The 13,591-nt window shown below is 71.3% G+C and carries 12 protein-coding genes; 5 read left to right on the forward strand and 7 right to left on the reverse strand.

Features of this window, described 5'->3' with window-relative positions:
* The first annotated feature begins 21 nt into the window (after positions 1-21).
* Together fdxA and dapC are read left to right on the forward strand one after the other, a co-directional pair.
* Positions 22-342, forward strand: a complete 321-nt coding sequence (gene fdxA, locus Q5425_RS31865; protein ID WP_003083029.1) for a ferredoxin — start codon at positions 22-24, stop codon at positions 340-342.
* Positions 339-1,430: a succinyldiaminopimelate transaminase gene (dapC, locus tag Q5425_RS31870; RefSeq protein ID WP_308676046.1), complete on the forward strand. Its 1,092-nt coding sequence runs from the start codon at positions 339-341 to the stop codon at positions 1,428-1,430. Before fdxA ends, dapC begins: the two co-directional genes overlap by 4 nt.
* Here the strand turns inward: dapC and Q5425_RS31875 are convergent.
* On the reverse strand, positions 1,424-2,041 hold the full coding sequence (locus Q5425_RS31875; protein WP_308676047.1) for a TetR/AcrR family transcriptional regulator: 618 nt from the start codon (positions 2,039-2,041) through the stop codon (positions 1,424-1,426). The genes dapC and Q5425_RS31875 overlap by 7 nt on opposite strands.
* Before the next feature lie 81 nt (positions 2,042-2,122).
* Between Q5425_RS31875 and Q5425_RS31880 the strand changes: the two genes are divergently transcribed.
* A complete protein-coding gene (locus Q5425_RS31880) occupies positions 2,123-3,535 on the forward strand; it encodes an FAD-dependent monooxygenase (protein ID WP_308676048.1) in 1,413 nt (470 codons plus the stop codon).
* An 87-nt stretch (positions 3,536-3,622) separates the two neighbouring features.
* Here the strand turns inward: Q5425_RS31880 and Q5425_RS31885 are convergent, their stop codons facing one another.
* From Q5425_RS31885 to Q5425_RS31895, 3 genes are read right to left on the reverse strand one after another with little or no spacing between them, the layout of a single operon-like run.
* Positions 3,623-4,549 carry a CHAD domain-containing protein gene (locus tag Q5425_RS31885; RefSeq protein ID WP_308676049.1) on the reverse strand — a complete coding sequence of 309 codons (927 nt, stop codon included), beginning with the start codon at positions 4,547-4,549 and terminating at the stop codon, positions 3,623-3,625.
* A gap of 28 nt (positions 4,550-4,577) precedes the next feature.
* A complete protein-coding gene (dapD, locus tag Q5425_RS31890) occupies positions 4,578-5,561 on the reverse strand; it encodes a 2,3,4,5-tetrahydropyridine-2,6-dicarboxylate N-succinyltransferase (protein ID WP_308676050.1) in 984 nt (327 codons plus the stop codon).
* Between the two features lie 28 nt (positions 5,562-5,589).
* Complete coding sequence (locus Q5425_RS31895) at positions 5,590-6,000, reverse strand: hypothetical protein (protein WP_308676079.1); 411 nt, start codon at positions 5,998-6,000, stop codon at positions 5,590-5,592.
* A gap of 44 nt (positions 6,001-6,044) precedes the next feature.
* Between Q5425_RS31895 and dapE the strand changes: the two genes are divergently transcribed.
* Both dapE and Q5425_RS31905 read left to right on the forward strand, forming a co-directional pair.
* A complete protein-coding gene (gene dapE, locus Q5425_RS31900) occupies positions 6,045-7,115 on the forward strand; it encodes a succinyl-diaminopimelate desuccinylase (RefSeq protein ID WP_308676051.1) in 1,071 nt (356 codons plus the stop codon).
* 126 nt (positions 7,116-7,241) lie between these two features.
* Entirely contained in the window at positions 7,242-8,042 is an 801-nt protein-coding gene (locus Q5425_RS31905) for a DUF3152 domain-containing protein (protein ID WP_308676052.1), read from the forward strand.
* A gap of 43 nt (positions 8,043-8,085) precedes the next feature.
* Here the strand turns inward: Q5425_RS31905 and Q5425_RS31910 are convergent, their stop codons facing one another.
* From Q5425_RS31910 to Q5425_RS31920, 3 genes are all read right to left on the reverse strand, one after another.
* Entirely contained in the window at positions 8,086-9,129 is a 1,044-nt protein-coding gene (locus Q5425_RS31910) for a chitinase (RefSeq protein ID WP_308676053.1), read from the reverse strand.
* Between the two features lie 176 nt (positions 9,130-9,305).
* The gene (locus Q5425_RS31915; protein WP_308676054.1) at positions 9,306-10,919 is read right to left on the reverse strand and encodes a M28 family peptidase; all 1,614 of its coding nucleotides are present in this window, start codon (positions 10,917-10,919) and stop codon (positions 9,306-9,308) included.
* A 110-nt stretch (positions 10,920-11,029) separates the two neighbouring features.
* Entirely contained in the window at positions 11,030-13,294 is a 2,265-nt protein-coding gene (locus Q5425_RS31920; RefSeq protein ID WP_308676055.1) for a M4 family metallopeptidase, read from the reverse strand.
* Positions 13,295-13,591 lie beyond the last annotated feature (297 nt).

Below are 13,591 nucleotides of genomic sequence, written 5' to 3' on the forward strand. Positions count from 1 at the left end.
AGAGAAAAGCAGGAGTACGCAGTGACCTACGTGATCGCCGAGCCCTGCGTCGACGTGCTCGACAAGGCGTGTATCGACGAGTGCCCCGTGGACTGCATCTACGAGGGCGAGCGGATGCTGTACATCCACCCGGACGAGTGTGTCGACTGCGGCGCCTGCGAACCGGTCTGCCCGGTCGAGGCGATCTACTACGAGGACGACGTCCCGGACAACTGGTCGGACTACACCAAGGCGAACGTCGACTTCTTCGACGAGCTGGGCTCGCCCGGCGGTGCGTCCAAGGTGGGCAAGACCGCCCACGACCCGGCCTTCATCAAGGCGCTGCCCCCGCAGGGCGAATGAGCCCGGTCGCGCTGCCCGACTTCCCCTGGGATTCGCTCGCCGAGGTCAAGGCCACGGCGCAGGCGCATCCCGGCGGGGTCGTCGACCTCTCCATCGGCACGCCGGTCGACCCGGTCCCGGCCGGCATCCGCGAGGCGCTCGCGTCGGTCTCGGAGATCCCCGGGTACCCGACCACGCACGGCATCCCGGCCCTCCGGGAAGCCGCGCGGGGAGCGCTCTCGCGGCGTCACGGCGTCGACGGCATCGAGCCGGACGCCGTGCTGCCGACGATCGGGTCCAAGGAGGCCGTGGCCTGGCTGCCGCGGCTGCTCGGCTTCGGTCCCGGCGACGTCGTCGTCATCCCGGAGCTGGCCTACCCGACGTACGAGGTCGGCGCGCTCCTGGCGGGCGCGTCCATCCTGCGGGCCGACGGCCTGACCGCGCTCGGCCCGCAGAAGCCGGCGATGATCTGGCTGAACTCGCCGTCGAACCCGACCGGCAAGGTGCTGCCGGTCGAGCACCTGCGCAAGGTCGTCGAGTGGGCGCGCGAGCGTGACGTCGTCGTGGTCTCCGACGAGTGCTACCTGGCGCTCGGCTGGGAGACCGACCCGCTGTCGGTGCTGCACCCGGACGTCTGCGACGGCCGGACCGACGGGCTGATCGCGGTGCACTCGCTGTCGAAGTCGGCGAACCTGGCCAGCTACCGCGCCGGGTTCCTGACCGGTGACCCCCGCCTGATCGCGCGGCTGCTGGAGGTCCGCAAGCACGCGGGCATGATCGTGCCGCGGCCGGTCCAGGAGGCGATGGTCGCCGCACTGACCGACGACGAGGCCCTGCGCGCGCAACGCGAGCGTTACGCCCGCCGCCGGCTCGTGCTGCGGAAGGCGTTGCTGGACAACGGCTTCCGCGTCGACCACTCCGAAGCGGGTCTCTACCTCTGGGCCACCAGGGACGAGGACGCCCAGACGACGCTCGGCTGGCTGGCCGAGCGCGGGATCCTGGTCGCGCCCGGGACGTTCTACGGCCCGAAGGGCGGCAAGCACGTCCGGGTCGCGCTGACGGCGACCGACGAGCGTGTCGACGCCGCCGTGGAGCGCCTGACTCAGTAATCGCGGCCGGTGAGGCCCCGGTAGACGAATTGCGTGAGCATCTCGACGGCTTCCTCGTCGGCCGGCGGATCCCCGTCTGGGGTCGGACCGTGCAGCCACCTCGCCGCGAACGAGTCCACGAGGTGGTAGATCAGCATGCCGCAGCGACCGGGGTCCGCCGGCAGCCGCATCCCGGCGCGGGTGATGTACACGAGGTGGTCGTCGAGGTCGGCGGCCTGGGACGCGCCGAACTGCGCCACCGTGCGCGCGAACGAGTCGCTGACCATCGCCGCCTGGCGCAGGGCGAGCATGGTCGCCGCGTTGTCCCGGTAGAAGTCCCAGTACTGCTTGACGTGCCAGCGCACGGCCGCGGGGTCGCTGAAGTCGGCCGAGTGGTTCTCGCTGTCGGCGCTCTCGTCGCCTGACGCCGCGATGTCGGCCAGGAGCGCTTCGAGCAGCTCTTCCTTGCTCGCGAAGTGGTTGTAGAACGACCCCGCGGCGCGGCCCGCTTCGGCGGTGATGTCCGTGATCTTCGTGTTCAGGTAGCCCTTCCGGGCGAAGACGCGCTTGGCCGCGGCCTTGAGCGCGCTCTCGGTCTCCGTGGCCTTCTCCTTGCGGCTCGTCGCCGTCATCGCCACCTCCCTTGACAGCAGAAGCTAGCAGCGTCATTCTGAATCCAGATTCACTGAATTTCAATTCACCGGGAGGGTGACATGGACACATGGGTGCTGATCGCGGGGGCGGGGCCGACCGGGCTGACGCTGGCCATCGAGCTGGCGCGGCGCGACGTCGCCGTGCGGATCATCGACAAGGCCGAGACGTTCTTCGCCGGTTCGCGCGGCGACGGGCTCCAGCCCCGCACGCTGGAGGTGTTCGAGGACCTCGGTGTGCTCGACGCGGTGCTGGCGGCGGGGGCCGCGCCGGTGCCCACGCGGGTCTACGTCGGCGGCCGCCAGGTCGACGAGCGGCTGATGTTCGAGCCGGTCGAGCCGTCGCCGACCGTGCCGTACCCCGGGGCGTGGTGCCTCGGCCAGTCGCAGACCGAGGGCATCCTGCGCGACCGGCTGGCCGAGTTCGGCGTCCGCGTCGAGCCGGCGACGGCCCTGACCGGCTTCGAGCAGGACGCGGCCGGGGTCACCGCCACGCTGAGCACGGGCGAGACCGTCCGGGCCGGGTACCTGGTCGGCGCCGACGGCGGCAAGAGCTTCGTGCGCAAGGCGCTGGGGATCGCGTTCGAGGGCACCACCGACGACTCGATCCGGATGCTGCTCGGCGACGTCCACGCCGAGGGCCTGGACCGCGGCTTCGGGCACTGGTTCGGCGCGGCGGACGACCCGATGCGCGGCATGATGTTCAGCCCGCTGCCGGGCACGCCGTGGTTCCAGTTCGTCTCCCCGCTCGGCGACGGCGAGCTCGAGGCCGAGACGGCGCTGCCGGCGATCCAGTCCCGGCTCGACGCGCTCTCCGGCGGCGGGATCACGCTGTCGGACCTGGCCTGGTCGACGGTGTGGCGGCCGAACGTCCGGCTCGCGGCGAAGTTCCGCGAGGGCCGGGTCTTCCTGGCCGGCGACGCGGCGCACGTCCACCCGCCGACCGGCGGCCAGGGGCTGAACACCGGCGTCCAGGACGGCTACAACCTGGGCTGGAAGCTCGCGGACGGCGCGCCCGAGCTGCTCGACAGCTACGAGGCCGAGCGGCGGACCAACGCGGCCCGGGTGCTCGGGGTCTCGACCGCGCTGATGCAGAAGTACGTCGACGGCGACGAGGACGCGCACCAGCGCGGCGAGGACACCCAGCAGCTGGACATCAGCTACCGCGGCGGCCCGCTGTCCCCGGCGGGCACCGGCGCCGTGCGCCCCGGCGACCGCGCCCCCGACTCGCCGCTGCTCGACGCGCACGGCAAGCGCGTCCGGCTGTTCGAGCTGTTCCGCGGACCGCACGCGACGCGGCTGGTCTTCGGCGACGGCCCGGTGGGCGAGAACGGCTACCGGATCCTGCCGGCGGACAGCGTCGCGACGGGCCCGGATCTGGTCGACGAAGGCGGCCACGCGTACGCGGCGTACGAGGCCGACGGCGGGCGGCAGGTGCTGGTCCGCCCGGACGGCTACGTCTGGTCGATGTCCTGACGGGCCGCCAGAGGTCGCGAATGACTCATTCGGGACGTGGGAGGTCCCGAATGAGTCATTCGGGACCTTCTTTGGGGGCGGGCGGGCTCAGGCGTGGAGGGCTCGGGCGGCGGTGTCGACCGCCGCCCAGGAGGCGCGCCAGGTCGCGCGGGCCTCGGCGCGGCGGGCCAGCTCGCGCTCGGCGATGCGGCCGGCCACGAACCCCATCGGGCCGTCCGCCGATTCCAGGATCGTGCGCATCCGCTCGGCCGCGATCACCGCGTCCTGGTGATCGCCCAGCACCGTCTGAAAGTCCTTCGTCGCCTTCAGCAGCTTCTTCAGCTTCGCCGCCTGCTTCTTCTTCGCCGACGTCTGGGCCAGCTCGGCCGCGTACCGCAGCTTCTTGCCGTGGATGCGCAGCGCGTGCAGGGCGTCGTCCGGTGGGTCCGCGGGCAGCGCGCGGACCGCCTTGGCCAGCTTGCGGTGGGGCTTCGCCAGCCCGGCGATCAGGTCGTGCGGCTCGGCGGGCACCTCGGCCGGCGACCGGGTCAGCAGGCTCACCTCGTGCAGCAGCGTCGAGTACCGCGCGCTGGACAACGCACGGGTCAGCCGCCGCTTCGCCGCCGCGCGCCGGGTCACGAACCGGGACACCAGGCGGCGCCCGGCCGGCTGGTCGCGGACCTCGAAGCCGGCGATGACCTCGCGCAGGTGCCCGATCAGCACGTCGTGGTCGCGCACCTCGCCGAGGGACTGGCCGAGCCAGCCCAGCTCCGCGCGCACCGGCTCGGCGCCGTCGCCGACCAGCTTGCCGGACAGCTTCAGCACGCTGCGCATCCGCCGGAGGGCGACGCGCATCTGGTGCAGGTCCTCCGCGGCGCCGGAGCGCGTGCCCGGCTCGCGCGCCAGCAGCGCGCGGATCTCCCGGTCGAGCTTGGCCCGCACGTGGTGGCCCGCCGGATCCGCCGGGCCCACCTCGATCGGGAGCTCCGGCAGACCCAGTTCCCCCGGCGTGCGGGGCGGCGATTCGGTGGTCACCCCCTGAATGGTAGGTGAACGATCGCGCTCAGTCGTTGGCGTGCAGCGCCGCGTTCAGCTCGACGCCGGAGCCGGTCCGCGGCACGACCTCGACCGCGCCCGTCGCCGAGTTCCGGCGGAACACCGCGCCGGAAATGCCGTTGAGCTCGCGGGCCTTGACGACCTTGCCCTCGACGACGACCTTCGTGCCCGCCGTCACGTACAGGCCCGCCTCGACGACCGTGTCGTCGCCCAGCGAGATCCCGACACCGCCGTTCGCGCCGATCAGGCAGCGCTCGCCCAGCGAGATCGTCTCCTTGCCGCCGCCGGAGAGGGTGCCCATGATCGACGCGCCGCCGCCGACGTCCGAGCCGTCGCCGACGACCACGCCGGCCGAGATGCGGCCCTCGACCATCGACGCGCCGAGCGTGCCGGCGTTGAAGTTGACGAAGCCTTCGTGCATGACGGTCGTGCCGGTCGCCAGGTGCGCGCCGAGCCGGACGCGGTCCGCGTCGCCGATCCGGACCCCGGACGGCAGGACGTAGTCGACCATCCGCGGGAACTTGTCGACGCTGTAGACGGTCACCGCGCCGCGCGCCCGCAGCCGCAGCCGGGTCGTCTCGAAGCCCTCGACCGGGCACGGGCCGTGGTTGGTCCACACGACGTTCGCCAGCAGGCCGAAGAGGCCGTCGAGGTTCTGGCCGTGCGGGCGGACCAGGCGGTGCGAGAGCAGGTGCAGCCGCAGGTAGATGTCGTGCGTGCCGGCCGGGGCCTCGGCGAGGCTGCCGATCGTGGTGCGGACGGCGACGACCTCGACCCCGCGGTCGGTGTCCGGCCCGAGCAGCGCCGCGGCGGCTTCGCCGAGCAGCTCCTCGGCCTCGGCCGCGCTCAGGCGCTCGGTGCCGGCGGTGCCGCTGTCGGTCAGCTTGGGGTGCGGGTACCAGGTGTCGAGGACCGTCCCGTCGGTCGTGACGGTGGCCAGCCCGACGCCGCTGGCGCCGGTCGTTTCGGGGTTCGGGCTCTGCTCGCTCACGGCCTTCACCGTAGTGGAGTGACGCGGATCAACCACTCGTGGGCCGCGCGTCTACCTGCTTCTTCAGGCCCGCGAGGGCGCCGGCGATGTCGACGAGCGCCTGCGAGCAGGGACCGCCCGCGGCGGGGACGGTCGTGCAGCCCGCGCTCCGGAACGCCCCGACGGCCTGCTCCAGCTTCCCGGCTTCGGCGACCAGCTGCGGGTCTCGGTCGGCCGCGCGCTTGCGGGCCGCACCCGGCACGTTGGCGACCTCCGTGACGTACTTCTCGCAGCCCTTCGGCAGCTGGGTGCGCGGGCTCGCGTAGCACTGGTCCACGGTCAGCGCGGCCAGCTTCGTCGGGAGTGCGTCCGGGCCGGGCTCGCCGGCCTGCGGTCTGGGCGCCGGGCCGGCCTCGTTCCCGCAGCCGGACAGGACCAGGACCAGCAACGCGCCGCTCACGGCGACCGGCAACCTACGCACACCCCCACGGTAGCGTGCGGAGCATGAGCCTCGACCTGCACGCCGACCCCGTGGACCTGACCGCAGCGCTGGTGGACACGTTCAGCGTGTCCGGCGCCGAGGCCGAGCTCGCGACCGCGGTGCAGGAAGCGCTGCGCACGCAGGCGCCGCACCTCGAGGTCGTCCGCAACGGCGACGCCGTCCTCGCCCGGACGAACCTCGGCCGCGGGTCGCGGGTCGTGCTCGCCGGGCACCTGGACACGGTGCCGGAGAACGGCAACTTCCCCTCGCGCCGCGAAGGCACCGCTGACGACGAGATCCTGCACGGCCTCGGAACGGTCGACATGAAGGGCGGGGACGCGGTCTTCCTGCACTTGGCGGCGACGCTGCCGTCGCCCAAGCACGACGTCACGTTCGTCTTCTACGACAACGAAGAGGTCGAAGCGGTCAAGAACGGCCTGGGCCGGATCGAGCGCGAGCTGCCGGAGTGGCTGGCCGGCGACCTGGCGATCGTCGGCGAGCCGTCGAACGGCGTCATCGAGGCCGGCTGCCAGGGCACCATGCGCGTCGAGCTGCGGCTTTCCGGGACCCGCGCGCACACGGCGCGGGCGTGGATGGGGGAGAACGCGATCCACGCGCTGGCCGAGCCGCTGCGGCGGCTGGCGGAGTACACACCGCGGATCGTCGACATCGACGGGCTGACCTACCGCGAGGGCCTCCAGGCGACTTCGATCAGCGGCGGCGTCGCGGGCAACGTCGTCCCGGACGCGGCGGTGCTGACGGTGAACCACCGGTTCGCCCCGGACCGCGACGCGGCGGCGGCCGAGCAGCACTTGCGCGAGGTGTTCGACGGTTTCGACCTGTCCGTTGTGGACCTGTCACCGGGAGCGCTGCCGGGCCTGTCCGCCCCGGCGGCGGCCGAACTGGTGGCGGCGGCGGGCGGCCGCGCGGCGGCCAAGCTGGGCTGGACCGACGTCGCCCGCTTCGCGGCGCGCGGCATGCCGGCGGTGAACTTCGGCCCCGGTAACCCGACTTTGGCGCACACGAAGCAGGAAAACGTCCGGGCCGCGGAGATCCGCCAGGTGACGGAAGTCCTCCGCAAGTTCCTCGGCTGAGTCCGCTGTGGCGGTAGTCACATCTAGGCCCCTGAGCTGCGGTGACGCTCCGCCACCGCAGGTCACCGCAACTTTTCCCGGCCGCGGCCCGTATGTCCTTCTGAAGCCGCGCACCCGGGAGGACCCATGCCGAAAACCGCGAGACGAGCCGCGGCCGTGGCCGTGCTCGCCCTGGCGGTGGGCGGGTGCGGCGGGGAAAGACAGCCCGTGGCCGCGCCCGCGGCCGGGCCGGTCCTCACCGCGATCGGGGAGGCGACCTCCGTCCCGCCGCCGCCGGCCGAGCGGGAGCCCGTGACGCAGAGCGCGCCCGTCGAGGTCGCCATCAGCTTCCCGCGGACCGGGTCCGGGCAGTGGATGTTCACCCCCGGCAGCGACGAAGTGGCCGGCAGCCGCGGACGGCTGATGCGCTACCGGATCGCCATCGAGACCGACATCGACGGCGTCGGGCCCGCCGGGTTCGCCAAGGACATCCGCGGCATCCTCGGCGACCCGCGCGGCTGGACCGCCGGCGGCCAGTGGCGGCTGCAGCAGGTCGGGCCGGCCGACATGGCCGACTTCACCGTCTACCTCGCGACGCCGGCCAGCCGCGACAAGCTGTGCGGCGGCACGGCGGACGGCTACACCTCCTGCCGCAACGGCAGCAACGTCGTGCTCAACGTCGCCCGCTGGGCCAACGCCGTCCCGGACTACGGCGCACCGCTCGAGGTCTACCGGCAGTACATGGTGACCCACGAAACCGGGCACCGGCTCGGGCAGGGCCACGAGCTGTGCCCCGGCCCGGGAAAGCCGGCGCCGGTGATGGAGCAGCAGACGCTCGGGCTGCACGGCTGCGTCCCGAACCCCTGGCCGTTCCCGGACGGCGGCGGCCGCGAATACGCCGGCCCGCCGGGCGAGTACGACGACCCGATCCCGGCGGGCGACTCGTGAGTGGTAACGCGGGCTAGAACCCGCCTTACCACTCACGACCGCGTCAGCGGCCCTGCAGGGCCTTGACGTTGTTGCCGAACGTCCAGCCCTTCGAGCCGTCCCAGTTGATCGACCAGTCCATCAGGCCCTTCAGGCCGGGAACCGAGCGCCACGCTTGGGAAACCAGGCTCGGCGACATGTACCCGCCGCCCGCGCCGGGCTGGGCGGGCAGGCCGGGGACCTGCTTGTCGTAGGGGACGCGGATCGTCGTGCCCTGCACGACCAGGCCCTGGTTCAGGCAGTTCGTCTGCACGGTGAAGCCCTGCACGGTCCCGGCCTGGTAGGAATCGCCGGAACAGCCGTACATGGACCCGTTGTAGTACTGCATGTTCAGCCACCACAGGCGGCCGTTGTCCGCGTACTTCTTGATGATCGGCAGGTACGCGCCCCAGATCGAGCCGTAGGCGACGCTGCCGCCGGTCACGTACGCGGTCTCGGGTGCCATCGTGAGCCCGAAGTTCGACGGCATCTGCGCGAGCACGCCGTCGATGATGCGGATCAGGTTGCTCTGCGACGCCGAAAGCGTCTTGATGTTCCCGCTGTTCGTCAGCCCGGTCTCGATGTCGATGTCGATGCCGTCGAAGTTGTACTGCTTGAGGATCGGCACGACCGTGGCGACGAACCGGTCGGCGACCGCGGAAGACGACAGGTCGATCCCGGCGGCGGCACCGCCGATGGACAGCAAGAGCGTTGCGCCCGCGGCCTTCGCCGCGCACATCTCGGCCGGTGTGGACACCTTCACGCCGGCGTCCATCCCGTTCTCCCAAAGCACTGTCCCGTCGGAGCGGATGACGGGGAAGGCGGCGTTGATGACGTTGTAGCCGTGCTGGGCCATGCGGCTGTCGGTGATCGGGACCCAGCCCATTCCGGGGTGGACGCCGTTCGCGGCGCCGTCCCAGTTTTCCCAGTAGCCCTGCAGGACTTTGCCCGCGGGCCGCGACTTCACCGCGCACGTGTCGGCCTGCACCGCCCCCTGCGCGGGGGCCGACACGAACAGCGGAACGGCCAGCACCGTGGCCAGCAGGGTTGCGAACAAGCGACCGGACATACCGGCTCCCATCGTCGTTGAAGGGCGAACGCGGCGTGTCCGCCCACGATATGGGCCGGGGGAAAGCACTGACTACCTACGAACGGGTGGTCTAGACAACCCGGCGAGGGCGGAGCTTTCACGTGAAAGCTCCGCCCCCAGGTGGGAGCTTTCACGTGAAAGCTCCCGGTGGTGCGTTAGACGGTCAAGGTCCAGGAAGAGAGGTAGCCGGTGTCGGCGGGGCCGACGTCGCGGATCTGGAGCTTCCAGGCGCCGTTCGCGGCCTCCGAGGAGGCGTTGACCGTGTAGGTGGTGTCGAGGTTCGGCGTCGAGTCGCTGCTGGAGTTCTTCAGCCGGTACGCCGTGCCGTCCGGGGCCACGAGGTCGATGACCAGGTCACCGCGGTAGGTGTGGGTGATGTGCACCTCGGCCTTGGTGGTGCCGGACGCGTTGCGCGCGCAGCCCGCCACGTTCGCCGTGCTGCTCACCGCGGCACCCGGGTAGTCCGGGATGTTCAGCCGCGTCGAGTTGCTCACCGGCGCGCACGACGAACTGCCGACCCCGAGCGAGAACGACGCCGTGTGGTCGGCGTTCGTGCCGTCCGCGGTCACCGTGATCGGGAAGGTGCCGGTCGGCGTCGACGCGGAAGTCGTGATGGTGAGTGTCGAGGAACCGCCCGACTGCACGGTGGCCGGGCTGAACGTCGCCGTCGCGCCCGCGGGCAGACCCGAAGCGGACAGCGAGATCGACTGCGCCGAGCCGGACGTCGTCGCGGTGCTCACCGCGACCTGCAGCGACTGTCCCGGTTGGACGGTCCCGGACGCCGGGTTCAGCGAGACGGAGAAGTCGTTGCCCTGCGTGGTCGCGACGGCCAGCTTCCAGAGCGCGTAGGCGATGGCGTCGCTGTTCTTCTCCAGCGGCGCGTCCGGGATGTTGGAGATCGTGTCGCAGGCGCGGTGGTAGCAGTTGTCGAACGGCGAACCCGCGGTGCCGCCCCACTTCTGCGCCTGCGCGGAGCTCTTGATGTCGCCGGCGCCGGTGGCCAGGCCGCCGACCGGGATGCCCGCGCTCTTGAAGGACGCGTGGTCGGACCGGCCGTCGCCTTCGCTGTCGCCCTCGGTCTGGATGCCGATGGAGGCGAAGTACTCGTCGAAGACCGCCTTGATCGAAGCGACGTCGTCGTAGACGAAGTAGCCCCAGTTCTTCGAGCCGATCATGTCGAAGTTGAGGTAGGTCTTGATCTTCGTGCGCTCGGTGCTCGGCAGGTTGTTGACGTAGTACTTCGACCCGACCAGGCCGGACTCCTCGTCGGCCCACCAGCCGAACCGGACGCGCTTGGCCATCGCGGGGTTGGTGCGGGCGAGCGTCAGCGCGGTCTCGAGGATCGACGCGCTGCCCGAGCCGTTGTCGTTGATGCCGGGGCCCGCGCTCACGCTGTCGAGGTGCGCGCCGAGCATGATGACCTGGCTCGCGTCGCCCTGCGGCCACTCGGCGATCAGGTTCTGCGACTGCCCGATGCAGCTGGTGCAGGTCTGCCGGGTCGTGGTGTAGCCGGCGTTCTTCAGCAGATTTTCCACGTAGGAGACCGAGGCCGCGTACCCGGAGCCGCGCGGCGAACGCGTGCCGCCGTTGTTGTTCGCGATGGTCTGCAGCTGGTTGAGGTGGGCCTTGACGTTGGCCAGGGAGATGTCCGGGGCGGCGAGCGCGGTGGCGGGCGCGGCGGTGGCTGTAGCGCCACCGGGGGCGCTGACGACACCCAGCACGGCCGCCAGGGCGGTGACCCCGGCGCCGAGTCGTGTCTTCCACTTCATGGCGGTGAATTCCTTCGGTGGGGGTTGGGGAGAACTCCGGAGGCGGAGCTTTCACGTGAAAGCTCCGCCCCCAGGTGGGAGCTTTCACGTGAAAGCTCCCAGTGCGTGCGTTAGACGGTCAGGGTCCAGGTGGTGAGGTAGCCGGTGTCGGCCGGGCCGACGTCGCGGATCTGGAGCTTCCAGGCGCCGTTTGCGGCTTCCGAGGAGGCGTTGACGGTGTAGGTGGTGTTGATGTTCGGCGTCGAGCTGCTGCTGGAGTTCTTCATGCGGTAGCTGGTGCCGTCCGGCGCGATCAGGTCGAGGACCAGGTCACCGCTGTAGGTGTGGGTGATGTGCACCTCGACCTTGGTGGTGCCCGACGCGTTGCGCGCGCAGCCCGCCACGGTGCTGGTGCTGCTGACCGCGGCACCCGGGTAGTCCGGGATGTCCAGTCGCGTCGAGTTGGTCACCGGGGCGCACGACGAGGTCGTCCCGACGGTCAGGGCGTACGTCGCGGTGTGGTCGGTGCTGGCCCCGTCGGCGGTGATGGTGATCGGGAAGCTGCCGGTCGGGGTCGACGACGTCGTCGCGATGGTCAGCGTCGAGGAACCGCCCGAGGAGATGGTCGCCGGGCTGAACGTCGCGGTCGCGCCGGCGGGCAGGCCCGAAGCGGACAGCGTGATCGACTGCGCCGCGCCGGAAGTGATCGCGGTGCTGATCGTGGTGGTCGCCGAGGCGCCCGGCTGCACGGAACCCGAGGCCGGGTTCAGCGCGACCGAGAAGTCCGCTCCACCACCGCTGCAGGAGGTCGGCTCACCGCTGACGGTGGGGACCGAAACGGCGTCCCACGCGGCCTTGGTGGCGTTGTACTCGGTGCAGCTGCCCGGGAAGAGCGCGATCGCGGCTTCGAGGGTCGCCTTGCGGGCGGCCTTGTGGTTCCACGACGAGGTCTTCTTCAGCAGGCCGTTGTAGAAGATCTTGCCGGCCTTCTGGATGCCGACGCCGGTGACGCTCGAGCTGTTGCAGGTCGGGCTGGCGGGCTTGCCGCCACCCGGGTTCGAGCCCTCGGCGAGCAGGTAGAACCAGTGGTTCTGCGGGCCGGCCGCCGCGTGCACCTCGGTGCTCGGGATCGACGACGAGTAGCAGTTCGGGTCGCCCACCTTCGACGGCTGGTACATGTAGCGGATCGGGCCCTGGCCGACCAGGTTGACGCCCTCGCCGACCTCGTAGTCCGGCGTGTCCTTGGCGTTGTTCGCGTACGCCTCGGTGAGCGCGCCGAAGATGTCGCCGGTCGACTCGTTCAGGCCGCCGTTTTCGTTGCCGGAGCCGGCGCCGCCCGGGGTGAACTGGAAGATGCCGTGCCCGAACTCGTGGCCGACGACGTCCATCGAGGTGGCCTGGCGCTTGTTGTCCTGCGAGTGGCCGAAGTGCGTGGACGAGCCGTTCCAGTAGGCGTTGACGTCGGACAAGCCGACCGAAGCCGGGTAGCCGGTCCCGCTGCCGTTGATGCCGTTGCGGCCGAGCCAGTCGGCGAGCATCTTCCACTCGGTCTGGACGCCGTAGAGCGTGTCGACGCAGGCGGTTTCGAGGTCGGTGCCGGAGCCGTTGCCCCAGTTGTCGTCCGGTCCACTGTAGACCGAGCCGCCCTCGCGGCCGCAGCTGATGCCGGGGCGGCCCGGGTCACGCATGGTGTACGTGCTGCCGGACTGGGTCGTGTCGATGGAAACGTTGCCGACGTAGAAGCTGTTGCCGGCGCCGAAGAGGTCCGCGGTGCCGGGCCGGGTCTGTCGCTGCGCCCCGGAAGCGAACGTCTTGACGTCGTCCCGCTGGTCGAGCACCGCACCGGTCGCCGCGTCGACGAACACGTGCAGGTTGCTCGGCGCGGTGGCGGTGCGCCCCGCGACGACGACCTCGTAGGCCAGCTTCGGGCTCGTCCCGCCCAGCACCACCTTCTCCGGCGTGCTCACACTGTCCACAGTGGGCAGTTGAGCGCGGGCGGTGGCGGCGGCCTTGGCCGCGTCGACCAGCGCCTGGGTCCCGACGGAGATCGCCGCGGTCTCGGCCGCGCTGGTGCCGCGGACGCGCCCGGCGCCGTCGGCGACGACGACCGCGTCCCCGCCCACGACCCGCAGGCCCTGGTAGGTGCGCTGGTAGGCGCCGTAGAAGAGGCCACCGCCGCCGGCGGTCAGGCCGATGCGCCGGAACGATTCGGCCGGGCCGCGGCGAAGGGCGTCAAGGCCGCTGGCGGCGGCCTGGTCGGCCGCGCGGGCGGCCGCCGCTTCGGGAGCGGCGGGCTGTGCTGGGGACGCTGCGCTTGCCGGGGTCACCGGTAGCGCGAGTGTCATGGCGAGCCCGGCGGCAGCCGCCAAGCCCGTGCTGAACCCACGATGGGTCATCGAGGTCTTCCTTCCATGAAGGCAGAATCGAGGTCCGTGAAGGGGAGGGGGGAGACGTGTCCGGGGTGCTAACTCGAGGTATGCGTCCGGACGCATCCGAGTAAAGGATCAGCGGAACAGGCCGTCAATGCGCCGAACGGACCAACGGCGCGTTCCGGATTATCGAATCAATTCGTACAAACCCCGCCGCAGCAGGGGATTCTCGCCGCGTTCCGCGGCGGAACGACTTTCGTAGGGATTGTCGGTGACACCATCCGAACGCCGGACGATCTCGATCAACGGGATTCGTTAGTACCG

The organism is Amycolatopsis sp. A133, assembly GCF_031082405.1.
In the GTDB taxonomy this organism is placed as follows: domain Bacteria; phylum Actinomycetota; class Actinomycetes; order Mycobacteriales; family Pseudonocardiaceae; genus Amycolatopsis.